Raw genomic sequence first — 25,328 nt, 5'->3', positions numbered from 1 at the left:
GACGTCATCGCTTACGGGATGCTCCGTTACCCAGAGTTCACTGGTTAACGGCTAAGATTTAAAGAACTCGGTTCTTGCACCCTGGCTCTCGGGTCGCTCGAACTTAAATCAATAGAGAGACGCTAAACATGTAGACCTCAAGGCTGAGTACTGGCGGACGCGGGTTCAATTCCCGCCGTCTCCACCAACCAAAGAGAAGAAAGCCCCTGATTTCAGGGGCTTTTTTCGTTCTTACAGATACAAAATCGGCGCAAGTGTCAACCAACTGTCAACAGGCATACTCGACGCAGGCTAGGCTCTAGATTACATTTATCCTCCTCTCTCTCCCCAAAAGGCGGCTTCGATTCGGAATGGACTTTGATAGCTTATTTACTTCAACTACAGCAACGGTCCTAGGAGGCCTTATTTTGGGTTTTCTGATCTTCTTGATCAGAGAAAAAATCTGCCCCGTCCCCGATATCAACGGTCGGTGGTATTTCCAGAAAAAAACCCTCAAGACTGCCTACAACCCTTATCGAAACATGGTACTCCGGTACGAGGTTATACTGTGGAGAGAAGGTACGATCGTACGAGGAACTGCTGAGAAAACTTACGAAGATGCTGAGAGTGGAACCAGAGACTACATCGGTAAAAATAGGACACGAGGACATATCGAGGGCTTCATACAGAAGAATTATCTAGGAAAAGACAAGATATTCTTGCACATCATCGAAAACGGACAAGAAAGAGAATCCACTACCTTTCATCAACTTATGTTTCAAAAAAAATCGAAAATGGTGGGGCAATTTTCCTCAATGGTGGCTAAACAATCCGGTGAGGTCACATGGCAAAGAACACCATTCTGAGGGTTTTCATCGCTCTACTCACGACTCCTTACGTAGCCGCATCCAGGTTAGCCTGCAAATTTGGCCACGAAGCCTTCAAAGCTGACATAGAACGATGCTCAAAAGCGATGGAGGTTATCTCAGACAGAGCCAAGTACCTTTACCCAGCACTTGTGATCGCCGAAGATCATCGAAACAATCTTCACTTGGGCATCGATCCTTTGGGCATCATTTCTGCGTCGCTCGGAACTCTATTTAGAGGGAAAAGAAGAGGTGCAAGCACCATCGAGCAACAATTTGTCCGAGTAGTGACAGCAAGATACGAACGATCAGTACGTAGAAAAGTACGTGAACAACTGATCGCCATCGAAATATGCAGACGTCACGACAAGTCGAAGATCGCGGAAGCTTACTTATCTCGTGCTTTTTTTGGCTCACAACAAGAGGGTGCAGAGCAACTCGAGAAGAGCTGCTCAACTAGCTTCGAAGACATGAGTCTTTCCCACTTAATTTTATTGACCGCTCAACTCAAGTATCCCAAGCCACTAATAGTAAATGGCGAATGGCAACAGAAAGTGAATGATCGTTGGATTCACCTACACCAAGTCCGACGGTTTGAGATAGGTGCGATGAACGGGAACGCAACAGCTCAAAGACTCTATCATTCAGCACACATTACCGAACAAGTTGAGCTCCGAAACCGAATTTAGATGGTCGGGGCTCAAGTGCGCATAGCGCATTGTCATATTAATAGTTGAATGTCCTAGTACTCGCTGAAGCACCAGTATATCCCCACCACTCATCATAAAATGGCTCGCAAAGGTGTGGCGCAGAATGTGCGCACACTGGCCTTGGGGCAATTGGATACCCGAGCGGTCCACAGCACGCCTAAACGCTGAGATCGTGGATGTACCGAAACTCCCGTGTTCCTCCAGGTGCTTCTTGATCGTCTTATACAGATCCTTTGAAATTGGGACTGACCGCTTTTTACCCGACTTAGTTTGGTCGTAGGTCACCCGATAGGGCTTCAGACGGTCGAGGGTGAGGCTTTCAGCTTCAGACCACCTGGCGCCAGTTTCCAGTGAAATACGCGCAACTAGCAACGCGTGGGGATTCGTGGTTTTCTCCCGCAGCTCTTTGAAGATTGCCCGAATCTGGCCCATGTCCAGGTAACCCATCTCCCGTTCTTGAATTTTAATTGGGCGAATGCTCTGGAACGGGTTCTGATAGCTAATTTCCCCGGTCCGGTGCAGTTCATTGAAAACCGCATTGAGATAGCCCAGCTCGTTGTTACAGGTTTTCGGAGCAATATCCTCTTCGACCCGTAAAGCCCGGTAGACCAGATAGTCATTGGCGGTGAGCTTCGATGCAGTGGGGTTTCCGAAGGCTTCTGCCATGCGCTTCAAATGCCTGTATCGACGCTCTCCGTCCCGGAGGTATTTTCCATGCGCGAGGTACCAGACCTGGAGCAGCTCCGAGAGCTTCCTACGATCCTTCTTTAAATGTGGAACCGGTGTTCCCGAGTCATGCTGACTCAACACCCAACGTTCGAAACGTTGCGCTTCGGGCTTGGCATCGAAGGATTTCCGTATACGTTTCTGCCCTCGCCCTCCAGGCTGGACATCTACCTGCCACCGTCCCGATGGTAGCTTCTTGATCATGCGGCCACCTTTGTCAGTAGTCGTCGTTTCGTGAGTCCATCCTGGACCAGCTGGAACAGCTCGTTTTCGTAGATCTCCCGCCGTCTGTAGTAGTTGCATAGATCTTCCCAGAGTCCGGATTTCTTGAGGCAGTCCCAGGCCTGTCGGGCGTTAAAACGGTTGCGTGCATAGATTGACAAGAGATTGCCAAAGGCCAGGGAGACGTTCTTTTCGTTGCCGCAACCGGGTTCCTTTTTTACGCGTTTGTACATCAGGTCCGGGGCCGAGTAGCCGAAGCCGATGTCTTCCCTGAGCTTGGTCCAGATGGGGTGGACCCATTCCCGTTTTACTTCGTAGCGATTACCGGTCAGAGCGTATTGCCAGAGGCCGGTGAGGTGGGGCACGGCGTCCATGTAGGTGTAGATGGGCTTCATGCCGGGGGTGCCCTGGGAGATCTCGTTCACGATGCGGTGATGGAAACGGATTTCCAGGCGCCAGACGGGTTTTTCAGGGTCGTAGCAGGTGTCCGGGAAGGACTCTTCATTGACCGCACATTCCCAGATGCCTTCCATGAAGGCGCGTTTGTCGGAGACGTCCACTTCCTTGGATTTGTCATAGAGGCACACCTGCAGGCTGTTGGCCTTGCCGAAGGTGTAGGTTTCGCCCCGTCCGTTGATGGTGCTGCCTTCCAGGCCCTTGAAGTGCATATCGCTGATGCCATTGTGGACGCTGATGGTCCTTGCCCTGGTGACGAAGTGCTGCGCAAAGTCCTGGGGTGGTTCCCAGCCCTGGAAGTCGACGGCCAGGTGTAAAGCGATACCGACCGGTTTGATAGCCTTGAGGAAGTGCATGCCCCATTCCGTCAGTTCGTCGTGGATCTGGTGGCTGGAGCGTTCGTAGAGCCATCTGGGGGAGGTCTCGATTTTAACGTGAGTGCCCTGGCTGTCGGCTTCGGCGTAGAAGTTCTGGAGCAGGATCGTTAAGCCGTATTCGCGGTTCTGCAGTATGTACTTGAAGCCCCCTCGCCTGCCGGACTGGACCCGGAAGGGAATGCCCCTGACGGTGATGGTGGCGTCGAAGCTGGATTCGTAGGCGGTGACGATTTCGGCCAGGGGTTCTGGCTTCAGTCGTCCCTCGAACAGTTGCCGGACGGTATCCACTCCGGTCCAGAGGACGTTGACGTTTTTCAGGTCGACCTGCTGACCTTCGGGACCGATGAACAGATCCCCTTTACCGATTTCCCCGGTGGTGATGTCCAGTCTTTCAAAGTCTCTGATTTTCATCTGTGGCCTTCTGTGGTTGTCTGTGGTCGTAAATCGACTGATGTCGTTTTCCATGAGACGTGTTACAGGGACGTCTCTGCCGCTGGCGCGGCGCGTGGTGGTCGCTCCGCTCGCACTCACGCGCCGTCGCCTTCCGTTGTTTTGGTGTCCAGGTAACTCCGTCTTTCGGTCCGTTCCCCTTCCCGCTGTGGTTCCTTGTAGCTGTACCAGGTCACCAGCTTGCCCTCGATGACGCAGTAGGGTTCCCCGGTGCGCTGGAACCTGGCGCAGATGCGGCTGTGGATCTTGCGGGTACCGTTCTCGCCCCAGATCCAGTACACGCCGTTCACTTCACCCACGATGCGCCACTTGTCGGAGATCGGTAGCCAGCCGGGTTCGATCTCGAAGGCCACCTGGTGGGTGGCTCGGGCTTCCCGGTCTGAGGTGGCCCGGATTCGGGTGGTTTGTCTGGTTGGGGCGGTGCTCGCCGTTCGGACGTTTTTCGTGGTGGATTGCTGCGTGGGTGTTGCTGGCTCTGTGTCCGGTTCCCCGGCGCTGAAATACGCCACCACTTTCATCACGCCGAAGGCCATGACCAGGATGGCGACCGGCACACCGAATTTGATCAGCGGGTGCTTGAGGACGTTGGCGCGATCGTCGGCTTTCTCTTCCATGCCGGCGGCGAAGTCGGTTTTGTTCCTGGTGTGGCTCTTGTAGTACTGGTAGATGTCGGGCTTGTAGCTGCCGTAGAGCTGGCGCATGGGTTTACCGGGTTTCTGGCCGGTCGCGGCGCCCATGTAGACGTCGACCCGGTATTTGTTTTTCTGACCGATGGCGGTCAGTTTCACGGCTCGGTAGGTTTCTTCCACCAGGCCTCTTACGAAGGCGCAGAGTTGGGCCAGGTCCTGGGTGACCAGGACGATCTCGTTGGTTCTTCCGTCCTCGCCGACGTTGTGGCGGTGTTCGGTGAAGAACTCCTTTTGATTCTGGGGGATGTTGGTGGCTTTCATGCCGCTTTTCCAGAAGCGCCAGGCTTCGTCGATGATCCAGATGACGCCGGCGGGGTGGCGTTCCAGGTCGAAGAAGCCGGGATCGTCTTCGGCGTCCCGGTTATCGAACAGGGTCACTTTGCCCTGGGGGAAGTCGTCGGACAGTCGCCCCAGTTTCAACGGGATATTGGTGATGATGTGGCGGCCCGATTCCAGGGCGGGGATGACGACGTTTTCGACCACGCCGTAGCTCTTGCCCGATCCTGGAAGGCCTGAGTAACCGACGATGGACATGGCTTAGCCTATGAACGGGATGCGACGGAGCAGGAACCGGGCGACCAGGGCGGAGGTGACCGCGCCAAGGCCGTACTGGAATTCCATGATGGTGAGGAAGTACACCAGGTCGCCGGTGAACCCGGAGCTGAGGGTTTGCGGGTCGACGATGTCGATGGCGGGCAGCATGTCGAGCGCCAGTTCCAGGACCTCGAACGCGGCCCAGAAGATGATCCGGGGTACCAGTAGTACCACTTCGATCCAGAAATCGATGATTGCCTGAATGATGTCTCCCATGGTTAAGCCCTCAAGAATGCGTAGATGGCGATGCCGGTCCAGAAGAACATGAAGATGACGGAGAAGGTGCCCCGGTAATCTTCGAGGATGTCGCAATGGACGTTCATCGGTTTGGCCTCCCAGTAGTCGGTGGCCGGGATGGTCCACACCGGGCAGCTGGTGTGGGACGGTAGGTCTTTGAGTCCGCTGACGGACTGGATCAGTTCGTTGCCCATGACGGCAGTTTTAAAGCTGGTGGCGGTTTCCGTGAGGGTTGGAATGCCCAGCAGGCCTTCGGTGTTGAATCCGTCTTCGGGGGCGTCGAGTTTGTCGTTGATTTCTTTCAGGGTGTTGCGGGTATCGTCTGCCACGCCGTTGGCTTCGTCCTGGAGCTCGTTGGACTTGGCGATGCCTTTGCTGATCTTATCCAGGCGGTCGTTTGCGCCGTCGAGTTTGTCGTTGGTTTCGCTCACGCCCTGGTTAACCTGGTTAATGCCTTTATCGACGCTGGTAGGGTCGTTGCCGGGGTCGTATTCGTCGGGTTCCCCATCGCCGTCGGTGTCGGTGTTGGGTTCTTCGTCTTTCCACCATTCATCCGGTTCCTGGCCGGGTTCGGGGGCGTCCTGGGGATCGGCGCAGACGAAGCCGTATTCATCGAGCACGGCGACGGTGGAGACGTCACAGGTTGGCGGGCCGTATTCGTCGGGGATGCAGGCCGGGGTTCCGTTGACCACTCCGAAGGCACCGCCCTCGCATTGGCGGTTGGATTCGCAGAGGTTCATTTTGGTGTTGCCGTTGCCGATGAAGCCCTGGTAATCGGGGGATTCGGCGTTGCAGTTTTCTTCGTTATTGGCGGGCAGTTCGAGGCAGACGCCGTTCAGGGAGCCTTCGGGGCAGCTCTGGACACATTGCTGGTTCTGGGCGTCGTAGATCTCGCCGTTTTCATAGCATTCTTCCGGTTCCTGGGGAGGCACATCACAAATAAAGACCCCGGGATTTTCAGGGTCTTCTATATACACTGCTGGGGATTCACATTGATCTTCCGTGAATCTGACATAGACCGGCACATAATGCCGACCACCTGGCCACGCACAGTTATACGTCCACTTTGAATGGGTTTGCCAGACGTCATATTGTGTGGGGTCGGGATCATAACTTTGATTCAGGTTTATAGGCTCACTCACGTGTGAAGACGAACAAGAGCCCTCCTTTTGAACAGCGGCATCGTAGGGAGTCGAACCGTACTTAGGGTTTTGACCGGAGCCACCCGCCCTGTATTCAACGGATGAGTAGGCAGAGGAAGCGAAAAAGCAGAGCAGCAGGATCAGACATCCTTGAACAGATAGACGCATAGTGCGGCTCCCATCAGAAAGAATGTCCAATCCCACAGCTCTGCCATTGCTTCTCTCCTACTTGATCATGCTCAGCAGGAGGCGGCCGCCTTTGCGGACCACGTAGAAGCCGGCCAGGACACCGACCACGGCAATCACGCCGGTGATTTCGCCGGAGAAGTCCAGGCCGCCGGTCATGGTGGACCAGTCAGCGGCGGCAGCGGGGCCACCGACGAGGGTGAAGGCCATTGCGGCCAGGGTGATCAGTTGCTTTTTCATGGCATTACCTCACTTCAGCATTTTCAGGAGTTGACGGCCGCCCCATGCGACCGCCATTAAGGGCAAGGTCACGCTGAAGCCCTGGAACAGTGCTTCGGCGATCATTGCCGGGGTGTACTCGACGGGGGCCGTGTACACCACCTGGGTGATGGCGCCGGTGCAGTCCCAGCCGGAAGCTGTGATTGTCCAGTCGCCGTCACACAGGATTGCTTTGCTCACCGGTGAGTCTCCGTTCCGGTTACGCGGTTTTCTTGATGGGTTCCTGGGGCTTGAGCTCCAGGGCCTTGAAGGTGATCTTGCCGCCCTGCCCGGCTTTCATCTGGGCTTTGACGGTGAACATGGCCGGGAGGCGTTCGGCGTGGTTCCTGAGCTGGTCGATGTGTTTCCAGTCGCAGGCGATTTTCATCACTTCGTTACCGACGCGGTTGTCGTCGTCGGCTTCTGCGGGGGAATAGGCCCAGAGTGAGCCGCCTCGGTTGCCGTCAATGTCGTAGCGGGTGGCGCCGATGATCATGAGGTTCAGGTAGTTTTCCATTGCTTATGTCCTCTGGTTTCGTTGGGTGTTGCCTGGGTTGTGAATCCCGGAAACTCCGGGCGGTTTGAATCTGGGTTATGCGACCCCTTCGGGGCGGGCTCTACTCGCTCTGCTCCTGGCCACTAAGGTGGCCACCCTTACGGGTAACGATCCCTGTCGCCTGCCGCGCTCCGCTTGCCTCTTGTGCTCATGGCTCGGAATCAAGGGGCGGGCGTCCTCCCCCGACATCCTCACCACTCTTTGTGCGCACTGTGGACCAGCCAGTGACCGCCACAAGGCCAAGGGGCCGTTGGCCCTGGCGCTTCGCGCCAGCCTTGCAGCGCTCACTGTCCGGCCCCCTGGTCGTGCGCGAGTGGTGACGATGACGGGGGCGGACTCGAAGACTTTTCAGGGTGTTGTGCCTGGAAGCCCAAATCGGGGCAGCCGGCCTCTAACCAGGAGCGCAGGACGGCACCGCCGAGGGTCCAGAGGTCGGTGCCTCTCTGGACAGCTTCCTGTTGCAGTTGGAGGTAACAGGAGCTGGGGGCGCTGACGTAGAAGCGGCGTTCTTTGTCGTCAGGTTTGGATTTTCTTGGGGGAATGTGGCTCATAGCTCGGTCTCCGTGACGTTGGGAAGGTCCAGGGTTCCGCAGTCCCAGGCGTCGCGCAGCTGGATCAGGCGATCGAAGGCCGGGCTGTGGTGGTGGCTGGCTTCCAGTTCTTGGATCAGTCGATCAGTGAAGGCGGCCTTGCAGCGGGCGAGGTAGTCGCACGGGTAATCGGTGCGGACGTCTCTAAGCTGGCTGAGGCGCTCCACCAGGGTGGTTAAAAGGCCTTCCAGGGCATCCGGGGTGAGTGCAGAGGACGGGCGTGGGCCCTGGAAGGCAAAACTTGGGTTCTGGTTCGGGTTGCGGTTACCTGGAGTCATGAGAAGGCCTCCAGGCGGATGCCTTTATAGAATTGGCCCGGTTCGGCGCCGCATACGGCCAACTGTTCACGACGCAGGACAATCGAATCCGGAAACGTTCCTTTCACGCTTTGGAAGTAGTCCAGGTAGGCGTCCAGCTTGGCGCGGATCTTCAGGGCCTTGGGGTTGTCGTTGAAGCGGACGGCATCGCCATCGACGGGGCGCTGTTCGGTATAAGGAGAGACGAAAGACCAGCCGGCAGCACCGTTGATGCGATCACCACCTACGGCCATCCATTGGCGGCCTGAGGCGCTGACAGCGACTGTGCCAGGGGCGACCATGCGGGCCGGGCCCAGGCGATCAGCAGAGGCAACCATCTGTCCACCATTGAAGAACCAGACACCGGGTACGTCAGCCCCGTTTCTATGGCCAACCTCAACGAAGACCTGAACAGCTTTGCCAACCTGGTTTAGACGCTTCATTGCCAGTCCTCCTTATCCATTGCCTGCTGGGACAGTGCGGCGATGTTCACCATGCGCACCCGGCCAATCTTCAGGGATGGCAGGTGGCCCTTTTCGATCTGGCCCCTGACCTGCCCTTCCGTGAGGCCGGTCAGTTGGGAGTAGCGCTCCTGGGTCATGACCGGAGTTGCTAGCAAGATGATTTGTTTTTGCTCGTCCACTGTTTTGCACTCTGCTACACTGAATTACACACTCATTTATGGTGACCTTAGATATGGGTACACCTTATTTCTAAGGATACTTGGAACTAAGTACATGTCAAGCGAATTAGCGAAAAAAGTTCGACTGATTCGCGAGGCCGAGACGAGCGGAAGGGCCGAGTTCTGCGAGATCATTGGCGTTGCGAAAAAAACGCTCGAGGGAATGGAGCAAACAGGTCGAATACCAAGAGGGGATCTATTGGAACGGGTTTGTCAGACTTGGCCGAAGTACACACTTTGGCTTATGACCGGCAAAACCGACGAGTCGTGCGGCCAAGTCGACCCATTAACCGAAGTTGCTAGAAGAGAAAACAGCCTGAAAGCAGGATAGGTTTCAGCTTGGCGGCGAGAATCGCCAGTTCCTGGTATGGAGACCGACGAGGGGAACGATAAAAACAAAAGGGCTGACCGTCGTAGTGTGTGGTGACGGTTTCAGGCTCAACTTAAATTACTAAATAGCATAAAAGGTCATTTCATGAAGCCAAACTTAGACGACATATTGGTATCCGACCTAAAATTTGATCCAGACAACCCACGATTGCCGAATAGATACAAACACTCCAATGACTCGGAAATCATTAAATACTTCCTATTGGAGTGCAATCTGGTTGAATTAATGATGTCCATTGGCGAAAAGGGATATTTTGCCGGTGAGCCATTAATGGTAGTCAAAGATGATGACTCAAAATACTTTGTTGTTGAAGGAAACCGGCGACTGGCGGCTCTTAAACTACTTAATGGCGAAATAGAACCACCGCTTCAGCAAAGTAGAGTCTCACTCGTAAAATCGGGTGCCAAAGAAAAGCCTGAAGATGTTCCATGTTTAGTTTTCAGTGACAGAGATCAAATATTAGTATATCTAGGTTATCGTCATATAACTGGAATAAAGGCTTGGGATGCACTAGCAAAAGCCAGATATGTTAAGCAACTTCGCTCTTTTCATGACAGAGATGATCATGAAAAAGCTCACAAAGAACTTGCAAAGGAAATAGGCAGCAAATCAACAACTGTTGCAAAGTATTTAACAGGCCTCGAGCTTTTGACGAAAGCTGAGGACCTAGGAATACTTAACCGCCTAAAACTTGAAGCAGATGACATCCCATTTTCTCTTCTAACCACAGGGATTGGCTGGGAAGATATAGCCAACTTTATTGGTTTGGAGGGCGCGTCAGATGTTGAAGCCAACAACATCAAGCCCAGAGAACTGGAAGAATTCTTCACTTGGACGTTCAAGAAAGAAAGCGGCGGACACACTGTCCTCGGAGAGTCGCGAAATTTCAGCAAAATGGCGAGAATTGTCTCCAGCCCTGAGGCTCTGAAAGCATTGCGAAAAGGTGAACCGTTAGATCAAGCTGATCTTTTAACAAGCGGGCCATTAGAAACTATTCGCGCCCAACTAGTAAGCGCAGACAAGGCGCTCCAGCTTGCACAAGAGACACTAGCTATTGCTCAAGGATTAGATGAAGATGATCTCGCAATGGCTGAAAGAGTACAAAAGAAAGCCAAAAACCTCCTCGTTTCAATAAGATCCGAGTTCGAGAATGAGGATGACTGAATGACAGTTATAAAATTGGATCACCCTCGGGACTCAGACATTCATACACTGGCAGATTTTTCAGAACTGCTTTGTTTACTAACACCGGATCGTTTTTGTAGCAGAGATGATATAAAGGACTATATTGAAGATAAGACAGATAAACAGTTGAATGACGGTGACTTAGAGGACAATCTAGCTCAGCTAACCTGGAGGGAAGCTGCCTTCGGTGAGTTCTATCCATTCAAAATCGTTGAGCATGGAAAAGTATTACATGGATATGACGATTTAACGGATAAACACAAGAAATATATTTTTCTTCTTCTTTGTGCAAACCTCCCATTTATAAAGCGTACTGACCAAAGCAAGCTCACTGAGGCGTTCGAGCGGGCTTCTCTTAATGCAATGAAAGGTATCTGGCCAACAACCGGAGTGGTAAAAGCTTTTGGAAAGAACGAAACGGACTATCAAGGACCAAAACACGAAAGAATTCATAAGTTAGGTGTTGATATTGGCGCAAAACCTTTAATTGATGAAGCAACATATCGGAGAAGAGACTCAGGAGATGGCGGCATTGACCTGGCGGCTTGGTTAGATTTAGATAACCACGAAAAACACAACATACCTTCGGCACTGGCCCAATGTGCATGCTCTAGAAGTGACTGGGCAAGAAAGACCCATGAGATCTCAAACAATCGCCTAGGGAGTCACCTATGCCCAACTCACAACTGGATGCAGTTAATCTTTATCCCACACTCGTTCAGGAATAACACCGGAAACTGGGCAGTGCCAGGCGAAATATCTATGACTATAATTATGGACCGCCTCCGGATGCTCACTCAACTGGAAAATGATCCTGAGATAGGTTACGGAGCTGATGAACTGGTAAACTCATTTACCGAAGAACGACTAGATCTAGTTTAAATCCTATCGTCACAGATAAGATAACAATTTACGCGACACTGACTTGAACAGTTGCGGGGGAACTGCATTCCCCACCACTCTATACTTCTCTCGCAACGAGCTGTTCTCCGTATCCGGAAATACCATTCCCTTTGGGAAGCCTTGGAGTCTCGCAGCTTCTCTAAATGAAAAGCGACGTGCCGGTCGATCCTCAGCCCATATCCACTTATCGGTATGGATCCTCTGCAACTTAGGGCTAACTGGGTGAAGCGGCATATGCCTTGGATGGCTCACGATAGTTTTACTAATCTCCTCCCAGTCTCTCCGTCGATTTCTGGAAAGATAATACCAATGAAATGGCTCGGTCCAATATTCCCCCTCCGGCCAATCAGGTAGGTCACCAATAGCCTCTCGTATAGTTACATGCGATCCCTCTTGGTATTTCCCATGTGTTGGTTCGGGAAATTCGAATCTTTCACCAAGATCCGAGCGAAGACCAACTATGATGATCCTTTTCCTTTCTTGAGGAGTTCCGTAATCTGCAGAATTCATAGTATCCCAAGAAACACGGTAGCCACAAAGTCTAAACTGCGTTATTTGAGCTCTCAATAAATGGGAGAAATCAGCACGCTGCATTCCTGAGACGTTCTCCACCACGAAAGCTTTGGGCTTAATCTGTTTTAACGCTCTCACGAACTGGCGATACAAATAGTTCACCTTACGGTCTGCCTTTCTGGCACCACCTTGGCTAAAGCCTTGACAGGGATAACAACCTACTAAAAGGTCTGTCTTAGGGAAGGACTCTATTCCCGCAACATCGCAAACTTGGTAATCCGTCTCTGGTAAATTAGCGAGATAGACGTCTCGGGCATAAGGCAGAACATCGTTAGCAAACCGAACATCTACACCCGCTTGATGCAACCCGAAATCTGAGCCTCCACAGCCCGTAAACAATGACACCGCCGTAACCATGAAAGACAGCCCTAACTATTTGATATATATGTAGCATAGCCGATTTTTATACGCACGGCCAGCGAAATTCTGAAAGAGATCAAGGCCCTTGCAGTTTACAGATACGAACGAAAAATAAAACAACTAACTCTAGGGAGGAGAGGGGCCTATCTCCCTACAGGCAGGGTTTATACCAGACCTCTCCCTAGAGTCACACCACTATGCAGGTGTCGCGCTTGCCAGGCATCCTTGCCGGCGGTGAGCTCCGGTCGTCCTGACCAAACAGCTTAGGTCCAGTTAACCTTTCCTGGTGGTGGTTCTTAGAGGATTTTCCTAAGGTCTTGCGGGAGACCGCCTCCACCGCACGGAAAACAGGACAAGTCTATTTCTCCAGGCTAATCGCTACCCTTTTGCGCAGCAGGGACAGCAATAGGAAGAAGCTTTCGGCATTTAGGGTATCGAGTGCAGGCCATAACCTCAGCCCCAGCATGCTTACCTGAGCGAACCCGTTTCTTGACCATAGGAGCGTAACAACGCGGGCAAAACCCTTCTGGTGCATCCTCAGCACGAGACGCAGAAATAGACTCTGCACTTGTCGCCGTGCTTTCTTCACTTGCGGCGATCGTCTCCTCAACGGGGAAGTCAGTCTGATCTAAACCCAGAGCTGTTTTTATATCGGCAGCGGTATAGCTGCGTTTTGCTTTGAACCGGACGAGGGGCAATTCTGCAGCTTCGAAGGCGTTATCTAGAAAGGTGTCACGCTCCTTTCTCTTGACCGAATCATGCGATTTATCATCCAGCTCAACCGCCCAAACCGGCTTAAAGGTTTTGCGTTCCACTACCACAATATCGATGTGCCGGCTCTTAATTCGATTTCGAAAGGACTGCCTGGTCGACCGATCCAGCCCTGGTTTGACCGAAATGAGATCTTCAACTCTAACTTTCCCAAAAAGTCTGTAACGGTCTGCAGGAAGCGCAAGCTCAAGGACCTGGTAGAAGGACCCTTCCGCTTCTGTCATTAAGCGTTCACGACGTTGATAGGGGAACTCAACTCTGGCCTTTTTAGAGAGCGGTGACAGCGGAGAAGCGATAAAAAAAATAATGACCGCGAGCACGACCAAGAGGATTGGATACAACAGTCCATCAAACACGGGATCACCTAAACCTTTTCAATTCCCTATGAGGACAAAGATAGTAGCCTATATTTCTCCCTATTCGCCAGGCAGTTTCCGCAGGTGTCAACAAAGTGTCCACGGCTTTGTGTTTTTGTGTGGCTCAATGTGGAGCCGGCTTTTCGGAACTGTCTGTTTTCCCGGGAATTGTGGTTTTCTGTGTTGCTATGAAACGTTGCGGCATCGGGTTCAATTCCCGCCGTCTCCACCAAACACCAAGAGAAAAGCCCCTGATTTCAGGGGCTTTTTTTTGCACTTTGGTAAGTCAGCTTCGGACGGTGTCCACATTGAGACCACATTTCCACTTCGCGTAGTCCGATACTGGAAGCGGCTTAGCATAGAAGAAACCTTGAGCCGTATCTGCGCCAAAATCTGTCACAATCTCGTGTTGCTCATCCGTCTCTACACCCTCAACCGTGACGTGCAGATTCAATTCGTGCGCCATTTTGATCATAGAACTCATAACCGTCCGAGCATGAGAGCTCTCGTTAAGGGTCGACACAAAAGCACGGTCAATCTTCAATCCCGAAAGTGGCAAATGCGCCAGGTATTGAAATGATGAGTAGCCAGTACCGAAATCATCCAAGCTCACCAGGAATCCCTGATTTCGCAAACTCTCGATGGCCACTTTGGCATGAGCAGGATCCCTGATCAGCGCTCCCTCGGTAATCTCAATCTCCAGTTTTTCAGGTTCAACCCCATACAAAGCGACAATACGGCCCATACTCTGAACCAAGGCGCTATCCATCAGATTCTTTGCTGAAAAATTAATACTCACGGGGTACAGACCGTACTGTCTAACATCCTCACAGGCTTTTCTGATCACAAACCGGGTAACCGGATCTATTAATGTGGTGTTTTCCAGCTTGGGCATGAACAAACCAGGTAAAACCATTGATCCATCACTGTTGAACCACCTTAACAACCCCTCTCCCCCAGTATGCCGGCCGCTTTTTAAACAGATCTTAGGCTGATAAAAGAGAGAGAATTGATCTTCTTTTAGCCCTTTGCGAACACTTGATATCAAGCGCACTCGCTCAGCTGTTTTCTGGTCAAACATTGGATCGTAAGACCGATAAAACCCGTTCGAATCTATTGCAGCATAGAGGGCTGTTCTTGCCCGGTTCACAACAGAATCAGGATCACTAATACTCCTCTCAACCAAATAGCTACCAGCAACAAGCTGAACCCTGAGTGGAATGCCATCTATTTCAGCCTCATGCTCTCCGGCGGAGCGTACAGCGTTGGCGACAGAATCAACTTCTTCTTGGGATGCAGCAAAGAATAAGAGCAAAAGCTCAGAGGTGCTGAAGCGATAAATGTAATGCTCTCGGGGAACAGATGCGCTGATCTGATCTGCAAGACTGCGAACAACCTTATCAGCGGCCTGCGCCCCCATGGCCTCCATAATCTCCCATAGGTCTTGCAGTCGTACCAATATCACCGCCGGAGAACCTGAAAAAGCTTGGCGGGACCGATCCGAAGACAAAGCAACGCGGAGATCCTCTTTCAGTGCCGCCTGATTCGGCAACCCTGTTTCCCTATCGACTTGAATATCCCTCAAATGTCGCTGAGTGGAGACGCGGAGGCTATGGAATAGCCAACTGGTAAAAACAGCAATGAGAACAAAAAATGCGATTCTGGCGAGCCAGTTTTGGGGTGACTGCATTAGCCCCCGCTCAACGTCCAGCGGCATATAAGGCCCCAAAAGAAGACCAGCAACCACAGCGCTCAAAACTGTAGGAAATAGTCCAAACCAGGCCGCCGTCAGAATAACTGGCAAAAGAACGATATAGGGATAGGCGTATCCAGTGCCCCCGGTTGCATACACAATCGAGGCACCGATTGCTAAAGAGGCTGCAATTACGATTACTCGCGAAGTGGAACTTATAAGCCTATCACGACCACTAAAATCGAGTGTTCTCCGACCGATGGGGGTTACAGCAAAATTTTCGACATTCATTTAAACCACCAGGAGGATGCGCGACTTCGACCCTTGAACCCTATATCCGCGGTAGATCAGGGACACGCTGCTTACTTCGAGTATCAATCGAAATACCGTATTTATTCATCCGTGTACGGCTGCTTTTTACATTTGATGCTTCAAAAGTAGCTGAATTAACGCGCCCTTCTGTAATTTTTTGTTAAATCACATTCATTTAAACGATGTGAGCGGCCCTTTAACCACAGCTTCAACAAGGTGATCCCGAGAAAGATGGGCATACCTCATCGTCATTACAATGGTCGAGTGCCCAAGAATTTTTTGCAGACTCAGTATATCCCCTCCATTCATAACAAAATGACTCGCAAAGGTATGTCGAAGCACATGAGCTGCTTGACCTGATGGCAGCTCGATTCCTGACTTATCAAGGGCTCGTCGGAAGGCCGATAGAGAAAAACTGAAACGCCCATGCGCTTCCAGATGCTTCCTGATCTCCTGGAATAATTCGGGAGAAACTGGGACAGATCTCGACTTCCCACTCTTTGTATTTACAAACCTCAGCTTTCCCTCTTGGACGTGCCGCAGCTGAAGATTCTCTACCAGAACACCCAGGCACCCCTTTGCCTTGCCTAACCCCACCAACTCACGTAAAACAACCCTGTATCGAGTGGTTAGCAAGCAATGCACCCCGGTATTGCTCCTCACACTCAGGAACAACCAAAGGCACGAACCGACACAGCCTGTCGCTCCGTGCCTTTACGCTTTATCAGAGAACGAAAGCAGTAACTTCTCATAGGGAACAACCGAGCAATGAACAACACGGAACAGCAATTCCTCAAAGCCCTGGACGACAAACTCTGGAAAGCCGCCGACAAGCTCCGCGCCAACCTGGATGCCGCCAACTACAAACATGTAGTCCTAGGACTCATCTTCCTCAAGTACGTGTCCGACGCTTTCGAAGAGCGCCAGGAGGAGCTGCTAGAGCTGTTCCAATCCGACAGCGACGACAACATCTACTACCTTGGCCGAGAGGACTTCGAGAACGACGAGGACTACCAGCAAGCCTTGCTGGAGGAGCTTGAGGTTCTAGATTACTACCGCGAAGCCAACGTTTTCTGGGTACCCAAACAGGCCCGCTGGAGCACTCTGAAGGAAAAAGCCGTGCTGCCCGTAGGCACCGTGCTATGGCAGGACGATGCCGGTAATGATGTAAAACTACGTTCCGTCTCCTGGCTAATCGACAACGCATTGGAGGAAATCGAAAAGAGCAACGCTAAGCTCAAGGGCATTCTCAACCGCATCACCCAGTACCAGCTGGAGAACGACAAGCTGCTGGGCCTGATCAACACTTTCTCCGACACGTCGTTCACAAAGCCTGTGCTCAACGGCAAGAAGCTGAGTCTGCACAGCAAAGACATTCTCGGCCATGTGTACGAATACTTCTTGGGCCAGTTCGCTCTGGCCGAAGGTAAGCAAGGCGGCCAGTATTACACTCCTAAGAGCATCGTCACCCTAATTGTGGAAATGCTCGAACCATACTCCGGCCGCGTGTACGACCCAGCCATGGGTTCCGGTGGGTTCTTCGTTTCTAGCGACAAGTTCATCGAACAACACGCCAAAGAACAGCACTACGACGCCAGCGAGCAGAAAAAACACATCTCAGTGTATGGCCAGGAGTCAAACCCCACCACTTGGCGCCTAGCCGCCATGAACATGGCTATCCGAGGTATAGACTTCAACTTCGGCAAGAAAAATGCCGACACGTTTCTGGACGACCAGCACCCTGATCTGCGCGCCGACTTCGTGATGGCCAACCCCCCCTTCAACATGAAGGACTGGTGGAGCGAATCCTTGGCCAACGATAGCCGCTGGAAATACGGCACCCCGCCCAAAGGCAACGCCAACTTTGCGTGGATGCAACACATGATCTACCACTTGGCGCCAACGGGCAGCATGGCCCTGCTACTGGCCAACGGGTCCATGAGCTCCAACACCAACAACGAAGGCGAAATCCGCAGACAACTGGTTGAAAAAGACCTAGTTGAATGCCTGGTTGCCCTACCCGGCCAGCTTTTCACAAACACCCAGATCCCAGCCTGTATCTGGTTCCTGACCAGGGACAAATCCAATGGCATGGTGCGCAACGAGAAAAAGCACGACCGCAGGGAAAAATTCCTGTTCATCGATGCCCGTAACCTGGGCTTCATGCGAGACCGTGTATTGCGAGACTTCACCGAGCAAGACATCTCCAAAATCTCCGACACCTTCCATGCCTGGCAGCGTGGTGAAGGCTATGAGGACGTCCCCGGTTTCTGTAAATCAGCAAACTTGGACGACATTAAGAAACACGATTTTGTTCTTACTCCGGGGCGCTACGTTGGAGCGAAAGAGCAGGAAGATGATGAAGTGCCCTTTGCGGAGAAGATGGCACAGCTGTCCGAGCAACTGCGGGAACAGTTTGCTGAAAATAGGCGACTAGAGGCCGAGATTATACGGAATCTTGAGGGGCTTGGTTATGAGCTCTAATTGGCCTCGCGTCGCTATCAGAACATTGATCGAAGAGGGCATTATCAAGGTTCATAAGGACGGAAACCATGGTTCGAAATATCCTCGAGCGGCAGAGTTTGGTAACACTGGCGTCCCGTTTCTAACGGCAAAGTCGGTTGATGAAACCGGTGACATTGATTTCGAGAATGCTCCAAGACTGGCAATTGAAAAAGCGAACACATTTACGTTTGGCTTTATTGAAGCCGACGATGTGTTGCTATCCCATAACGCCACTGTTGGAAGAGTCGCAATCGTTCCGCAAATTGAAGAAAGAGTTCTGATCGGAACATCCCTGACCCACTTCAGACTAGACACTGATCGATTATTACCGAGGTACCTAGCAGCTTACTTCTCAGGGCGCGATTTTCAGAATCAATTGGCTTCAGTAATGAGCCAATCCACTCGAAATCAGGTTCCGATCACATCTCAAAGAAAATTAACCATTATTCTTCCACCCATTGAGAATCAGAAAGTAATAGCTGACGCATTAGGTTATTTAGACAGTAAAAGACGACTCAACCATCAAATCAATCGAACCCTCGAAAAAATCGGTCAAACGACCTTCAAAAGCTGGTTTGTCGATTTTGAGCCCGTCAAAGCCAAGATTGCCACGCTGGAGGCCGGCGGCAGCGAAGAAGACGCCCTTCTCGCCGCGATGCAAGCCATTTCAGGCAAGGGCAAAGCCCAACTAATCCAACTCCAGGCCGAACGGCCCGGGCGATACGCCGAGCTCCGCGCTACCGCCGAGCTGTTTCCGTCAGTTATGCAAGATAGTGAGCTAGGGGAGATTCCGGAGGGCTGGGAAGCTAACCAGCTTGGCGAATATCTCGATACATTAGAAACCGGCGCTCGTCCGAAAGGCGGCGTGAGTGGCATAAGCGAAGGTGTACCGAGTATAGGTGCCGAAAATATTCTTGGAGTGGGTAATTACAACTATGGCAAAGAAAAATTCATTACAGTTGAATTTTTCAACAAGCTAAAACGAGGGATCGTCGAACATCTTGACTGCCTACTTTATAAAGATGGCGGGAAACCCGGAGACTTTAAGCCGCGGGTATCAATGTTCGGTTGCGGCTTTCCCTACGATAAGCTCGCCATCAATGAACATGTTTATCGCCTGCGCTCTCAACGCCTAGGACAGCCGTTCTTATACTTTCAAATTGGCCACGATCGCGTACTTGCTGACCTACGGCACAAAGGGGCCAAGGCCGCAATTCCTGGCATCAACCAAACAGATGTAAAAACCATTTGGGTTGCATGCCCTCCTAAAGATGTTCTACTCACATTCAACACAATTGCTACCAAGATAGTCGTTAGCATATTGAATCGATCAAAAGAGAATCTTCATTTATCGGATCTAAGGAATACGCTTTTACCTCAGCTCCTCTCAGGCGCTCTTACTGTAGATGCTAGAAACAACGAGGATGCGACGTGAGTAACGAGACTAATTACTGGAAGAAGATCCCTATTTGGAACCAAGAGCTCCCAGAACAAAGCTTTGAGATCACTTCTGACGAAATCAGTGGTCGAATTCCTGTAACTCGCATTGAGGACTGGCGCGAATTTTCTGCGATACTAGAAAGTGCTTTTTTCAATCGATCAGGTGTACAGCTAATTTACCGAGGGCACCGTCGTTACGACTGGGAAATGACGCCAACGCTCGCACGTGTTACTCAAAACGGAATCGTCACAGAGGATCTTGCATGCGAACAGTTGGCTTTATTTCGTAAAGCTATACGGGGCAGGGTTACTGACCACTCACTATTGGACGATGGGCCTGAGGACGATGAATTATGGTCGATTGGTCAACATCACGGTTTGATGACGCCACTTTTAGACTGGACATATTCTCCTTTCGTGGCTCTTTTTTTTGCTTTCGCGAAAGAGGATCAGCAAGACGAAAAAGATAATCCCTACCGCGCCATCTATATTCTTAATAAATCTTTTATCGCTGACGATGTTTTATGCCCCGAAATTCGTGTCTTTGAACCAAAAAAGGATGATCATGGGCGTCTTGTCAGCCAAGCCGGCCTGTTCACGTTCTCACCCTTCGACGCGACCATTGAAAATAAACTAACAGAAGTTTTGGCTGACGAAGATTTCAGTGACGATGAACTTCGAAAGGCGCCAGAGGAAGAACAAGCAGGTATTTTAGCCAAATATATATGCAAAATATACATAAAAAATGAGGATCAAAAGAGTTGTTTGAAATATTTGCGTCGCATGAATGTTCATCATGCGAGTTTGTTTCCTGACTTAATCGGCGCCGCAGACTACTGCAACACTTTCATAGCCGAACTAGAGCGGGAAAGAGCTTTGGAGGAGATTTCTTCACCTACATTGAGGGAAAAGGAAGAGCCGGAAGATCACCTCCCTCCAAGCACCGATTCGCCCTCGTTGGCCAATAACATTTCTTCCATTGAAGACTTGCTCACGTTATCACTAGAAGGGAATGAGATAGAACCCAATCTTGTTGCCTTCATTGCTGAAGAATTAAACAAGCACTTATCGAAATCGATGGTGGTTGATTGGCAAGAGAGGGAGACCGTTCTATCAGAAATGAAAAATGCTACCCGTGTCATTTTACGTAAATATGGTTTCCCACCCTCCTCTCGGGAGGCAGTGGTCGAGAAGATTTTAGACGTAGTGAAGTCAAGAGATTAACAGCTAATGCCAAGCTGAAGTCCGACACAATGCAGAATCCTGTCAGGAATCTCATGGATAAAAAACCGCAAAGGTAGCACGAAATGACAGAGGATCAGCTCGAACAACAATGTCTGGAGTGGTTTGCCGAAGTCGGCTGGGAAATCGCCCACGGGCCCAGTTTGGCGCCGGATGGAGAGGCCCCGGAGCGAGCTGATTACCGGCAGGTGTTGTTGCTGGCGGATCTTGAGGCGGCCATTCGCCGCATCAACCCTCACCTGCCCCAGAGCGCCGTTGAACAGGCGGTGGCCGTTGTCCGCAAACCGGAAAGCCTGGATGTGGTGATCAGCAACCGGGCCTTTCACCGCCTGCTGCTGGACGGTGTGCCGGTTGAGTACAAACGCGACGACAAGGTGGTTCACGATCAGGCCTTTCTGGTGGACTTCAGCGACCTGACCGCCAACCGGTTCCGGGCCATCAACCAGTTCACCCTGGAAGGCTCCAAGCAACTGCGCCGGCCGGATGTGGTCTGTTTTATCAACGGCCTGCCCCTGGCGGTGCTGGAATTGAAAAGCCCGGGCGCCGAGAACGTGAGTATCTGGGACGCTTATAATCAGATTCAGACCTACAAAGACGAATGCTCCGATCTGTTCGTCTACAACGAAGCGGCCATCATCAGTGAAGGTTTTCATGCCCGGGTAGGCTCCCTCACCGCCAGCCAGGAACGCTACATGCCCTGGCGCACCATCAAGCACGAGGACGACAAGCCCCTGCTGGAGTGGCAACTGGAAACCATGGTGCGGGGCTTCTTCGACCGGGAGCTGTTCCTGGATTACATCCGTTACTTTGTGATCTTCGAGACGGATTCCGACAAGCTGATCAAAAAGATCGCCGGCTACCACCAGTTCCATGCGGTGCGTGAAGCGGTAAAGGCCACGGTGATTGCTGCCAAGCAACTGGATCGGAAGGATTCTCAAGAAAAACGCGTCACCTACGGCGACGAGGTTCTGCCGGGCAGCAAAAAAGCCGGTGTGGTGTGGCACACCCAGGGTTCCGGCAAGAGCATTTCCATGTGCTGTTACGCCGGCAAACTGCTGCAACAGCCGGAGATGAACAACCCCACACTGATCGTGGTCACCGACCGTAACGATTTGGACGGCCAGCTGTTCGCCACTTTCAGCGCCGCCCGGGAATTGTTGAAGCAGGAACCGGTGCAGGCCGATGACAGGGATACCCTGCGCCGCCTGCTATCTGAGCGGGAATCCGGCGGAATTATCTTCACTACGGTGCAGAAGTTCGCGCTGTTGAACGACGAATCCGGCCACCCGATTCTGAACGACCGCCACAACATCGTGGTGATCTCGGACGAAGCCCACCGCAGCCAGTACGGCCTGAAAGCCACCCTCAAGAAAGACGGCACCTACAAGTTCGGCTACGCCCGTCACATGCGCGATGCCCTGCCCAACGCCTCGTTCATCGGCTTTACCGGCACACCCATCGAGAGCGAAGACAAAGACACCCGGGCCGTGTTCGGCGATTACGTGTCCATCTATGACATCCAGGATGCGGTAGACGATGGCGCGACCGTGCCCATCTTCTACGAATCCCGCCTGGCCAAGCTGGACATCAACCGCGAGCAGATCGAGGAGCTGTCTGACCAGGTGGAGGAAGTGGTTGAAGACGACGAAGACGTTGGCAGCCGCGAGAAAACCAAGGGCGAGTGGAGCCGGCTGGAGAAGCTGGTAGGTGCCGGCCCGCGCCTGAAGCAGGTGGCGGAAGACCTGGTAAACCACTTTGAAACCCGCTCCAGCACCATCGATGGCAAAGCAATGATTGTGGCCATGAGCCGGGAGATTGCGGTTCACCTGTATAACGAGATTGTCGCCCTGCGCCCGGAATGGCACGACGATGATCCCGAGAAAGGCGCCATCAAGATTGTAATGACCGGCTCCGCCTCTGACCGGGCCCTGCTTCAGCCGCACATCCACAACAAGCAGACCAAGAAAAGGTTCGAGAAGCGCTTCAAGGACATCAACGACCCGCTCAAGCTGGTGATCGTGCGGGATATGTGGCTGACCGGCTTCGATGCGCCCTGCTGTCACACCATGTATGTGGACAAGCCCATGAAGGGCCACAACCTGATGCAGGCCATTGCCCGGGTAAACCGCGTGTTCAAGGACAAGCCCGGCGGGCTGGTGGTGGATTACATCGGCATTGCCAACGAGCTCAAGCAGGCCCTGAAAACCTATACCGACGCCAAGGGCAAGGGCTCCCTCACCCACAGCGCGGAAGAGGCATACGCCATCCTGCTGGAGAAGCTGGACATCATCCACGGTATGTTTGCGCCCGGCCCCAAAGGCAAGGGCTTCAGCTACAGCGGATTCGAGACCGAGCCCCACAAGTATCTGGTGCCCACCGCCAACTACGTGCTCAGCCTGGAAGACGGCAAGAAGCGCTTTCTGGACACCGTGTTGGCCATGAACAAAGCCTTCTCCCTGTGCGCCACCCTGGACGAAGCCCAGGCGCTGCAGAAGGAGGTAGCATTCCTGTCTCAGGTGAAGACGGCCATCACCAAGTTCACCAGCGTAGACAAGAAGCTGACCGAGGAAGAGAAGAACACCGCCCTGAAGCAGATACTGGACAACGCGCTGGTGGCCGAAGGGGTAACCGATGTTTTTGCCCTGTGTGGCCTGGACAAGCCCAACATCGGCCTGCTCTCAGAGGAGTTCCTGGAAGACGTGCGGCAGATGCCCTACAAAAACTTCGCGGTGGAACTGCTGGAAAAGCTGCTCAAAGACGATATCAAGGCCAAGACCCGCAACAACGTGGTGCAGGAGAAGAAATACGCCGACCGACTGCAGGAGACGCTGCGCAAGTACAACAACCGGGGCATCGAGACGGCACAGGTAATCGAAGAGCTGATCGCCATGGCCAAGCAGTTCCAGGCCGAAATGGAGCGGGATGCCGCCCTCGGCCTGAACCCGGACGAAGTGGCCTTCTACGACGCCCTGGCCAGCAACGAAAGCGCGGTGCGGGAGCTGGGCGATGAGATCCTGAAGAAGATCGCCGTGGAGATCACCGACAAGCTACGCAAATCCACCACCGTGGACTGGCAGGTGCGGGAGAGCGTACGGGCCAAGCTGCGGATTCTGGTAAGGCGAACGTTGCAGCGGTACAAGTACCCGCCGGATAAGGCGCCGGCGGCTATTGAGTTGATTATGGAGCAAGCGGAAGCACTATCTAACCATTGGACGAAGTAAATGACAGTAACCTCCAGCGAGATCGAGTTTTGGGAGTCTTTTTTCACTGAAGTGAGTGAACTGAGAGACCTCCAGAGACAACAAAAGCAACAAGGGTTCAACGACTTCACTGCTCTTGGTTCCGTGTTAAATCCGAACGACGAAGTGCGCCTCCATACTCGATTCATCTACTCATTGCTGAATCCGGATGGAAAACACTACCAAGGCACTCGTTTTCTTGAGCTGTTTCTTGAGTCCATAGGCTGGGCAGGATGGCTAGATATAGATTCCGCTGTTGTTCGAAAGGAATATTGCCCCAACGGGAAAAGTGAGCAGATCGACCTCTATATCACCGATGGTGAGAAAGAGATCGTCATCGAGAACAAGCTGAACGCAAAAGACCAACAGCGACAAGTGCTCCGCTACCTTGATGCTATCGGCGCAACCAGCCAGCGAAATGCAAAAAATACCCTGTTTATCTATCTGACCAAAGGAAGAAAGCGGCCTTCAAAACTCGGGCTTGGCTCGGCACACGATGAGAAGTCAGTAGCCGCCAAGAGGTTTTTGACCCTCAGCAAAGAAAAAGACTGCCACCAGCTTTTGGATGAAAAAGGTAGCCCCGTCTCACATTATATGAATCTTTGGTATCAGAGGCAGGCTAGTGGAACCATAAAGAGCATTCAATCCTGGCTTGATTGTTGTATTCGGGCAATTCGCACTAATGACAACAGCAGCAACATAGTAAGTGCGATTAACGATTACCAATCAATCATTGAGCGGGCAACAAGGGAGTATGAGAGCAACGTGACCACACTGAAAGACTTCCTGGATCGAAATATTTCCCTTGGGAAGGACTACCATGAGCAGGCTGCTCAAATAGCGAAAGAGCTTCCCTCAATTCACAGAAGTTGGTTGCAAGCGGCGATGAGTCATCACTTGGAGAATATGTTCCGCGAGCACACCGAGAAGGGATTGGTTACTGAAATCGATCATGATCATGCGGATCAGTTGCTTCCATTTTTAACCCCAGATTACGCCAAGCGCCCAGACAGCTTGATATATTCCGCAAGATCCAACTTTTTTGGGGATGGTAGAGACCGCACGAACAAAGGGAAGTTTTACCTTCTCCAAACAGCCCCGTTGAAACAGCGGGCTATCATTGCTTTGTTCTACGGATCTAAGAGGCTCCATGTTGGCTGTTTGCTTCGCCGAGACGCGACGGATAATGAAAGAGCAATAGTTGGAACTCTCGCATGGGATAAAGAATCATCATCCAAGCTCAGAGAATCCATATTTCCAGAGGCAATGACTCAATCCAAGCGAATGGAATACGACGGCATTCATGATTTGGCCAGTTTTGGCCGTGGATTCAACCAATAAC

24 protein-coding genes and 1 other RNA gene are annotated in these 25,328 nt (G+C 52.1%); 10 read left to right on the top strand and 15 right to left on the bottom strand.

Annotation, left to right across the window (positions count from 1 at the left end):
- The 3 genes from ssrA to ACESMW_RS02545 all read left to right on the top strand — a co-directional run.
- Nucleotides 1–187: a transfer-messenger RNA gene (ssrA, locus tag ACESMW_RS02555) on the top strand; the annotation flags it as partial.
- 220 nt (nt 188–407) lie between these two features.
- The gene (locus tag ACESMW_RS02550) at nt 408–845 is read left to right on the top strand and encodes a hypothetical protein (protein WP_372985514.1); all 438 of its coding nucleotides are present in this window, start codon (nt 408–410) and stop codon (nt 843–845) included.
- On the top strand, nt 824–1,534 hold the full coding sequence (locus ACESMW_RS02545) for a transglycosylase domain-containing protein (protein WP_372985513.1): 711 nt from the start codon (nt 824–826) through the stop codon (nt 1,532–1,534). The genes ACESMW_RS02550 and ACESMW_RS02545 overlap by 22 nt, the downstream gene beginning before the upstream one ends.
- Here the strand turns inward: ACESMW_RS02545 and ACESMW_RS02540 are convergent.
- From ACESMW_RS02540 to ACESMW_RS02490, 11 genes are all read right to left on the bottom strand, one after another.
- On the bottom strand, nt 1,490–2,485 hold the full coding sequence (locus ACESMW_RS02540; RefSeq protein ID WP_372985512.1) for a tyrosine-type recombinase/integrase: 996 nt from the start codon (nt 2,483–2,485) through the stop codon (nt 1,490–1,492). The two genes, ACESMW_RS02545 and ACESMW_RS02540, sit on opposite strands and share 45 nt — an antisense overlap.
- On the bottom strand, nt 2,482–3,747 hold the full coding sequence (locus ACESMW_RS02535; RefSeq protein WP_372985511.1) for a hypothetical protein: 1,266 nt from the start codon (nt 3,745–3,747) through the stop codon (nt 2,482–2,484). The genes ACESMW_RS02540 and ACESMW_RS02535 overlap by 4 nt, the downstream gene beginning before the upstream one ends.
- A gap of 116 nt (nt 3,748–3,863) precedes the next feature.
- Entirely contained in the window at nt 3,864–5,009 is a 1,146-nt protein-coding gene (locus ACESMW_RS02530) for a zonular occludens toxin domain-containing protein (protein ID WP_372985510.1), read from the bottom strand.
- Nucleotides 5,010–5,012: 3 nt separating this feature from the next.
- The gene (locus ACESMW_RS02525; RefSeq protein WP_372985509.1) at nt 5,013–5,285 is read right to left on the bottom strand and encodes a hypothetical protein; all 273 of its coding nucleotides are present in this window, start codon (nt 5,283–5,285) and stop codon (nt 5,013–5,015) included.
- Between the two features lie 2 nt (nt 5,286–5,287).
- Nucleotides 5,288–6,238: a hypothetical protein gene (locus tag ACESMW_RS02520; protein ID WP_372985508.1), complete on the bottom strand. Its 951-nt coding sequence runs from the start codon at nt 6,236–6,238 to the stop codon at nt 5,288–5,290.
- 435 nt (nt 6,239–6,673) lie between these two features.
- Nucleotides 6,674–6,874 (bottom strand): hypothetical protein, encoded by a 201-nt coding sequence (locus ACESMW_RS02515; RefSeq protein WP_372985507.1) that lies wholly within the window; start codon nt 6,872–6,874, stop codon nt 6,674–6,676.
- A gap of 9 nt (nt 6,875–6,883) precedes the next feature.
- Nucleotides 6,884–7,093, bottom strand: coding sequence for a hypothetical protein (locus tag ACESMW_RS02510; protein WP_372985506.1), 210 nt, complete (start codon nt 7,091–7,093; stop codon nt 6,884–6,886).
- 19 nt (nt 7,094–7,112) lie between these two features.
- Nucleotides 7,113–7,409 (bottom strand): hypothetical protein, encoded by a 297-nt coding sequence (locus ACESMW_RS02505; RefSeq protein ID WP_099618796.1) that lies wholly within the window; start codon nt 7,407–7,409, stop codon nt 7,113–7,115.
- 586 nt (nt 7,410–7,995) lie between these two features.
- The gene (locus ACESMW_RS02500) at nt 7,996–8,316 is read right to left on the bottom strand and encodes a hypothetical protein (RefSeq protein WP_372985505.1); all 321 of its coding nucleotides are present in this window, start codon (nt 8,314–8,316) and stop codon (nt 7,996–7,998) included.
- Nucleotides 8,313–8,777, bottom strand: a complete 465-nt coding sequence (locus tag ACESMW_RS02495) for a hypothetical protein (protein WP_372985504.1) — start codon at nt 8,775–8,777, stop codon at nt 8,313–8,315. The genes ACESMW_RS02500 and ACESMW_RS02495 overlap by 4 nt, the downstream gene beginning before the upstream one ends.
- A complete protein-coding gene (locus ACESMW_RS02490) occupies nt 8,774–8,935 on the bottom strand; it encodes a hypothetical protein (RefSeq protein ID WP_285356147.1) in 162 nt (53 codons plus the stop codon). The genes ACESMW_RS02495 and ACESMW_RS02490 overlap by 4 nt, the downstream gene beginning before the upstream one ends.
- Nucleotides 8,936–9,491: 556 nt before the next feature.
- Here ACESMW_RS02490 and ACESMW_RS02485 point away from each other — a divergent pair.
- Both ACESMW_RS02485 and ACESMW_RS02480 read left to right on the top strand, forming a co-directional pair.
- Nucleotides 9,492–10,571 (top strand): ParB N-terminal domain-containing protein, encoded by a 1,080-nt coding sequence (locus ACESMW_RS02485; protein ID WP_372985503.1) that lies wholly within the window; start codon nt 9,492–9,494, stop codon nt 10,569–10,571.
- Complete coding sequence (locus tag ACESMW_RS02480) at nt 10,572–11,474, top strand: hypothetical protein (protein WP_372985502.1); 903 nt, start codon at nt 10,572–10,574, stop codon at nt 11,472–11,474. It begins immediately after the preceding gene.
- A gap of 9 nt (nt 11,475–11,483) precedes the next feature.
- Here the strand turns inward: ACESMW_RS02480 and ACESMW_RS02475 are convergent, their stop codons facing one another.
- The 4 genes from ACESMW_RS02475 to ACESMW_RS02460 form a co-directional block, all read right to left on the bottom strand.
- Entirely contained in the window at nt 11,484–12,425 is a 942-nt protein-coding gene (locus ACESMW_RS02475; RefSeq protein ID WP_372985501.1) for a DNA cytosine methyltransferase, read from the bottom strand.
- A 374-nt stretch (nt 12,426–12,799) separates the two neighbouring features.
- On the bottom strand, nt 12,800–13,555 hold the full coding sequence (locus ACESMW_RS02470; protein ID WP_372985500.1) for a DUF2726 domain-containing protein: 756 nt from the start codon (nt 13,553–13,555) through the stop codon (nt 12,800–12,802).
- Between the two features lie 286 nt (nt 13,556–13,841).
- Nucleotides 13,842–15,539 (bottom strand): putative bifunctional diguanylate cyclase/phosphodiesterase, encoded by a 1,698-nt coding sequence (locus ACESMW_RS02465; RefSeq protein ID WP_372985499.1) that lies wholly within the window; start codon nt 15,537–15,539, stop codon nt 13,842–13,844.
- 192 nt (nt 15,540–15,731) lie between these two features.
- On the bottom strand, nt 15,732–16,157 hold the full coding sequence (locus ACESMW_RS02460; RefSeq protein ID WP_372985515.1) for a tyrosine-type recombinase/integrase: 426 nt from the start codon (nt 16,155–16,157) through the stop codon (nt 15,732–15,734).
- 171 nt (nt 16,158–16,328) lie between these two features.
- On the opposite strand from ACESMW_RS02460, the gene ACESMW_RS02455 reads away from it, so the two are divergent.
- The 5 genes from ACESMW_RS02455 (at nt 16,329) to ACESMW_RS02435 (ending at nt 25,327) form a co-directional block, all read left to right on the top strand.
- Nucleotides 16,329–18,044 carry a type I restriction-modification system subunit M gene (locus ACESMW_RS02455; RefSeq protein WP_372985498.1) on the top strand — a complete coding sequence of 572 codons (1,716 nt, stop codon included), beginning with the start codon at nt 16,329–16,331 and terminating at the stop codon, nt 18,042–18,044.
- Nucleotides 18,034–19,500, top strand: coding sequence for a restriction endonuclease subunit S (locus tag ACESMW_RS02450; protein WP_372985497.1), 1,467 nt, complete (start codon nt 18,034–18,036; stop codon nt 19,498–19,500). Before ACESMW_RS02455 ends, ACESMW_RS02450 begins: the two co-directional genes overlap by 11 nt.
- The gene (locus ACESMW_RS02445; protein ID WP_372985496.1) at nt 19,497–20,729 is read left to right on the top strand and encodes an FRG domain-containing protein; all 1,233 of its coding nucleotides are present in this window, start codon (nt 19,497–19,499) and stop codon (nt 20,727–20,729) included. Before ACESMW_RS02450 ends, ACESMW_RS02445 begins: the two co-directional genes overlap by 4 nt.
- A gap of 83 nt (nt 20,730–20,812) precedes the next feature.
- Nucleotides 20,813–23,968 (top strand): type I restriction endonuclease subunit R, encoded by a 3,156-nt coding sequence (locus tag ACESMW_RS02440; protein WP_372985495.1) that lies wholly within the window; start codon nt 20,813–20,815, stop codon nt 23,966–23,968.
- Nucleotides 23,969–25,327, top strand: a complete 1,359-nt coding sequence (locus tag ACESMW_RS02435; protein ID WP_372985494.1) for a PD-(D/E)XK nuclease family protein — start codon at nt 23,969–23,971, stop codon at nt 25,325–25,327. It abuts the gene before it with no gap.
- The last annotated feature ends 1 nt before the right edge of the window (nt 25,328 follow it).

Origin of the sequence: Marinobacter sp., assembly GCF_041690455.1 — a bacterium.
Taxonomy (GTDB): domain Bacteria; phylum Pseudomonadota; class Gammaproteobacteria; order Pseudomonadales; family Oleiphilaceae; genus Marinobacter.
This window is presented reverse-complemented; position numbering and strand designations above follow the sequence as displayed.

Coding starts and splice junctions, on each gene's coding strand:
- ACESMW_RS02530 (WP_372985510.1), bottom strand. CDS start 5,009: ATGTCCATCGTCGGTTACTCAGGCCTTCCAGGATCGGGCAAGAGCTAC.
- ACESMW_RS02490 (WP_285356147.1), bottom strand. CDS start 8,935: ATGACCCAGGAGCGCTACTCCCAACTGACCGGCCTCACGGAAGGGCAG.
- ACESMW_RS02435 (WP_372985494.1), top strand. CDS start 23,969: ATGACAGTAACCTCCAGCGAGATCGAGTTTTGGGAGTCTTTTTTCACT.
- ACESMW_RS02440 (WP_372985495.1), top strand. CDS start 20,813: ATGACAGAGGATCAGCTCGAACAACAATGTCTGGAGTGGTTTGCCGAA.
- ACESMW_RS02500 (WP_372985505.1), bottom strand. CDS start 8,316: ATGACTCCAGGTAACCGCAACCCGAACCAGAACCCAAGTTTTGCCTTC.
- ACESMW_RS02535 (WP_372985511.1), bottom strand. CDS start 3,747: ATGAAAATCAGAGACTTTGAAAGACTGGACATCACCACCGGGGAAATC.
- ACESMW_RS02480 (WP_372985502.1), top strand. CDS start 10,572: ATGACAGTTATAAAATTGGATCACCCTCGGGACTCAGACATTCATACA.
- ACESMW_RS02540 (WP_372985512.1), bottom strand. CDS start 2,485: ATGATCAAGAAGCTACCATCGGGACGGTGGCAGGTAGATGTCCAGCCT.
- ACESMW_RS02545 (WP_372985513.1), top strand. CDS start 824: ATGGCAAAGAACACCATTCTGAGGGTTTTCATCGCTCTACTCACGACT.
- ACESMW_RS02450 (WP_372985497.1), top strand. CDS start 18,034: ATGAGCTCTAATTGGCCTCGCGTCGCTATCAGAACATTGATCGAAGAG.
- ACESMW_RS02455 (WP_372985498.1), top strand. CDS start 16,329: ATGAACAACACGGAACAGCAATTCCTCAAAGCCCTGGACGACAAACTC.
- ACESMW_RS02465 (WP_372985499.1), bottom strand. CDS start 15,539: ATGAATGTCGAAAATTTTGCTGTAACCCCCATCGGTCGGAGAACACTC.
- ACESMW_RS02495 (WP_372985504.1), bottom strand. CDS start 8,777: ATGAAGCGTCTAAACCAGGTTGGCAAAGCTGTTCAGGTCTTCGTTGAG.
- ACESMW_RS02525 (WP_372985509.1), bottom strand. CDS start 5,285: ATGGGAGACATCATTCAGGCAATCATCGATTTCTGGATCGAAGTGGTA.
- ACESMW_RS02475 (WP_372985501.1), bottom strand. CDS start 12,425: ATGGTTACGGCGGTGTCATTGTTTACGGGCTGTGGAGGCTCAGATTTC.
- ACESMW_RS02505 (WP_099618796.1), bottom strand. CDS start 7,409: ATGGAAAACTACCTGAACCTCATGATCATCGGCGCCACCCGCTACGAC.
- ACESMW_RS02485 (WP_372985503.1), top strand. CDS start 9,492: ATGAAGCCAAACTTAGACGACATATTGGTATCCGACCTAAAATTTGAT.
- ACESMW_RS02515 (WP_372985507.1), bottom strand. CDS start 6,874: ATGAAAAAGCAACTGATCACCCTGGCCGCAATGGCCTTCACCCTCGTC.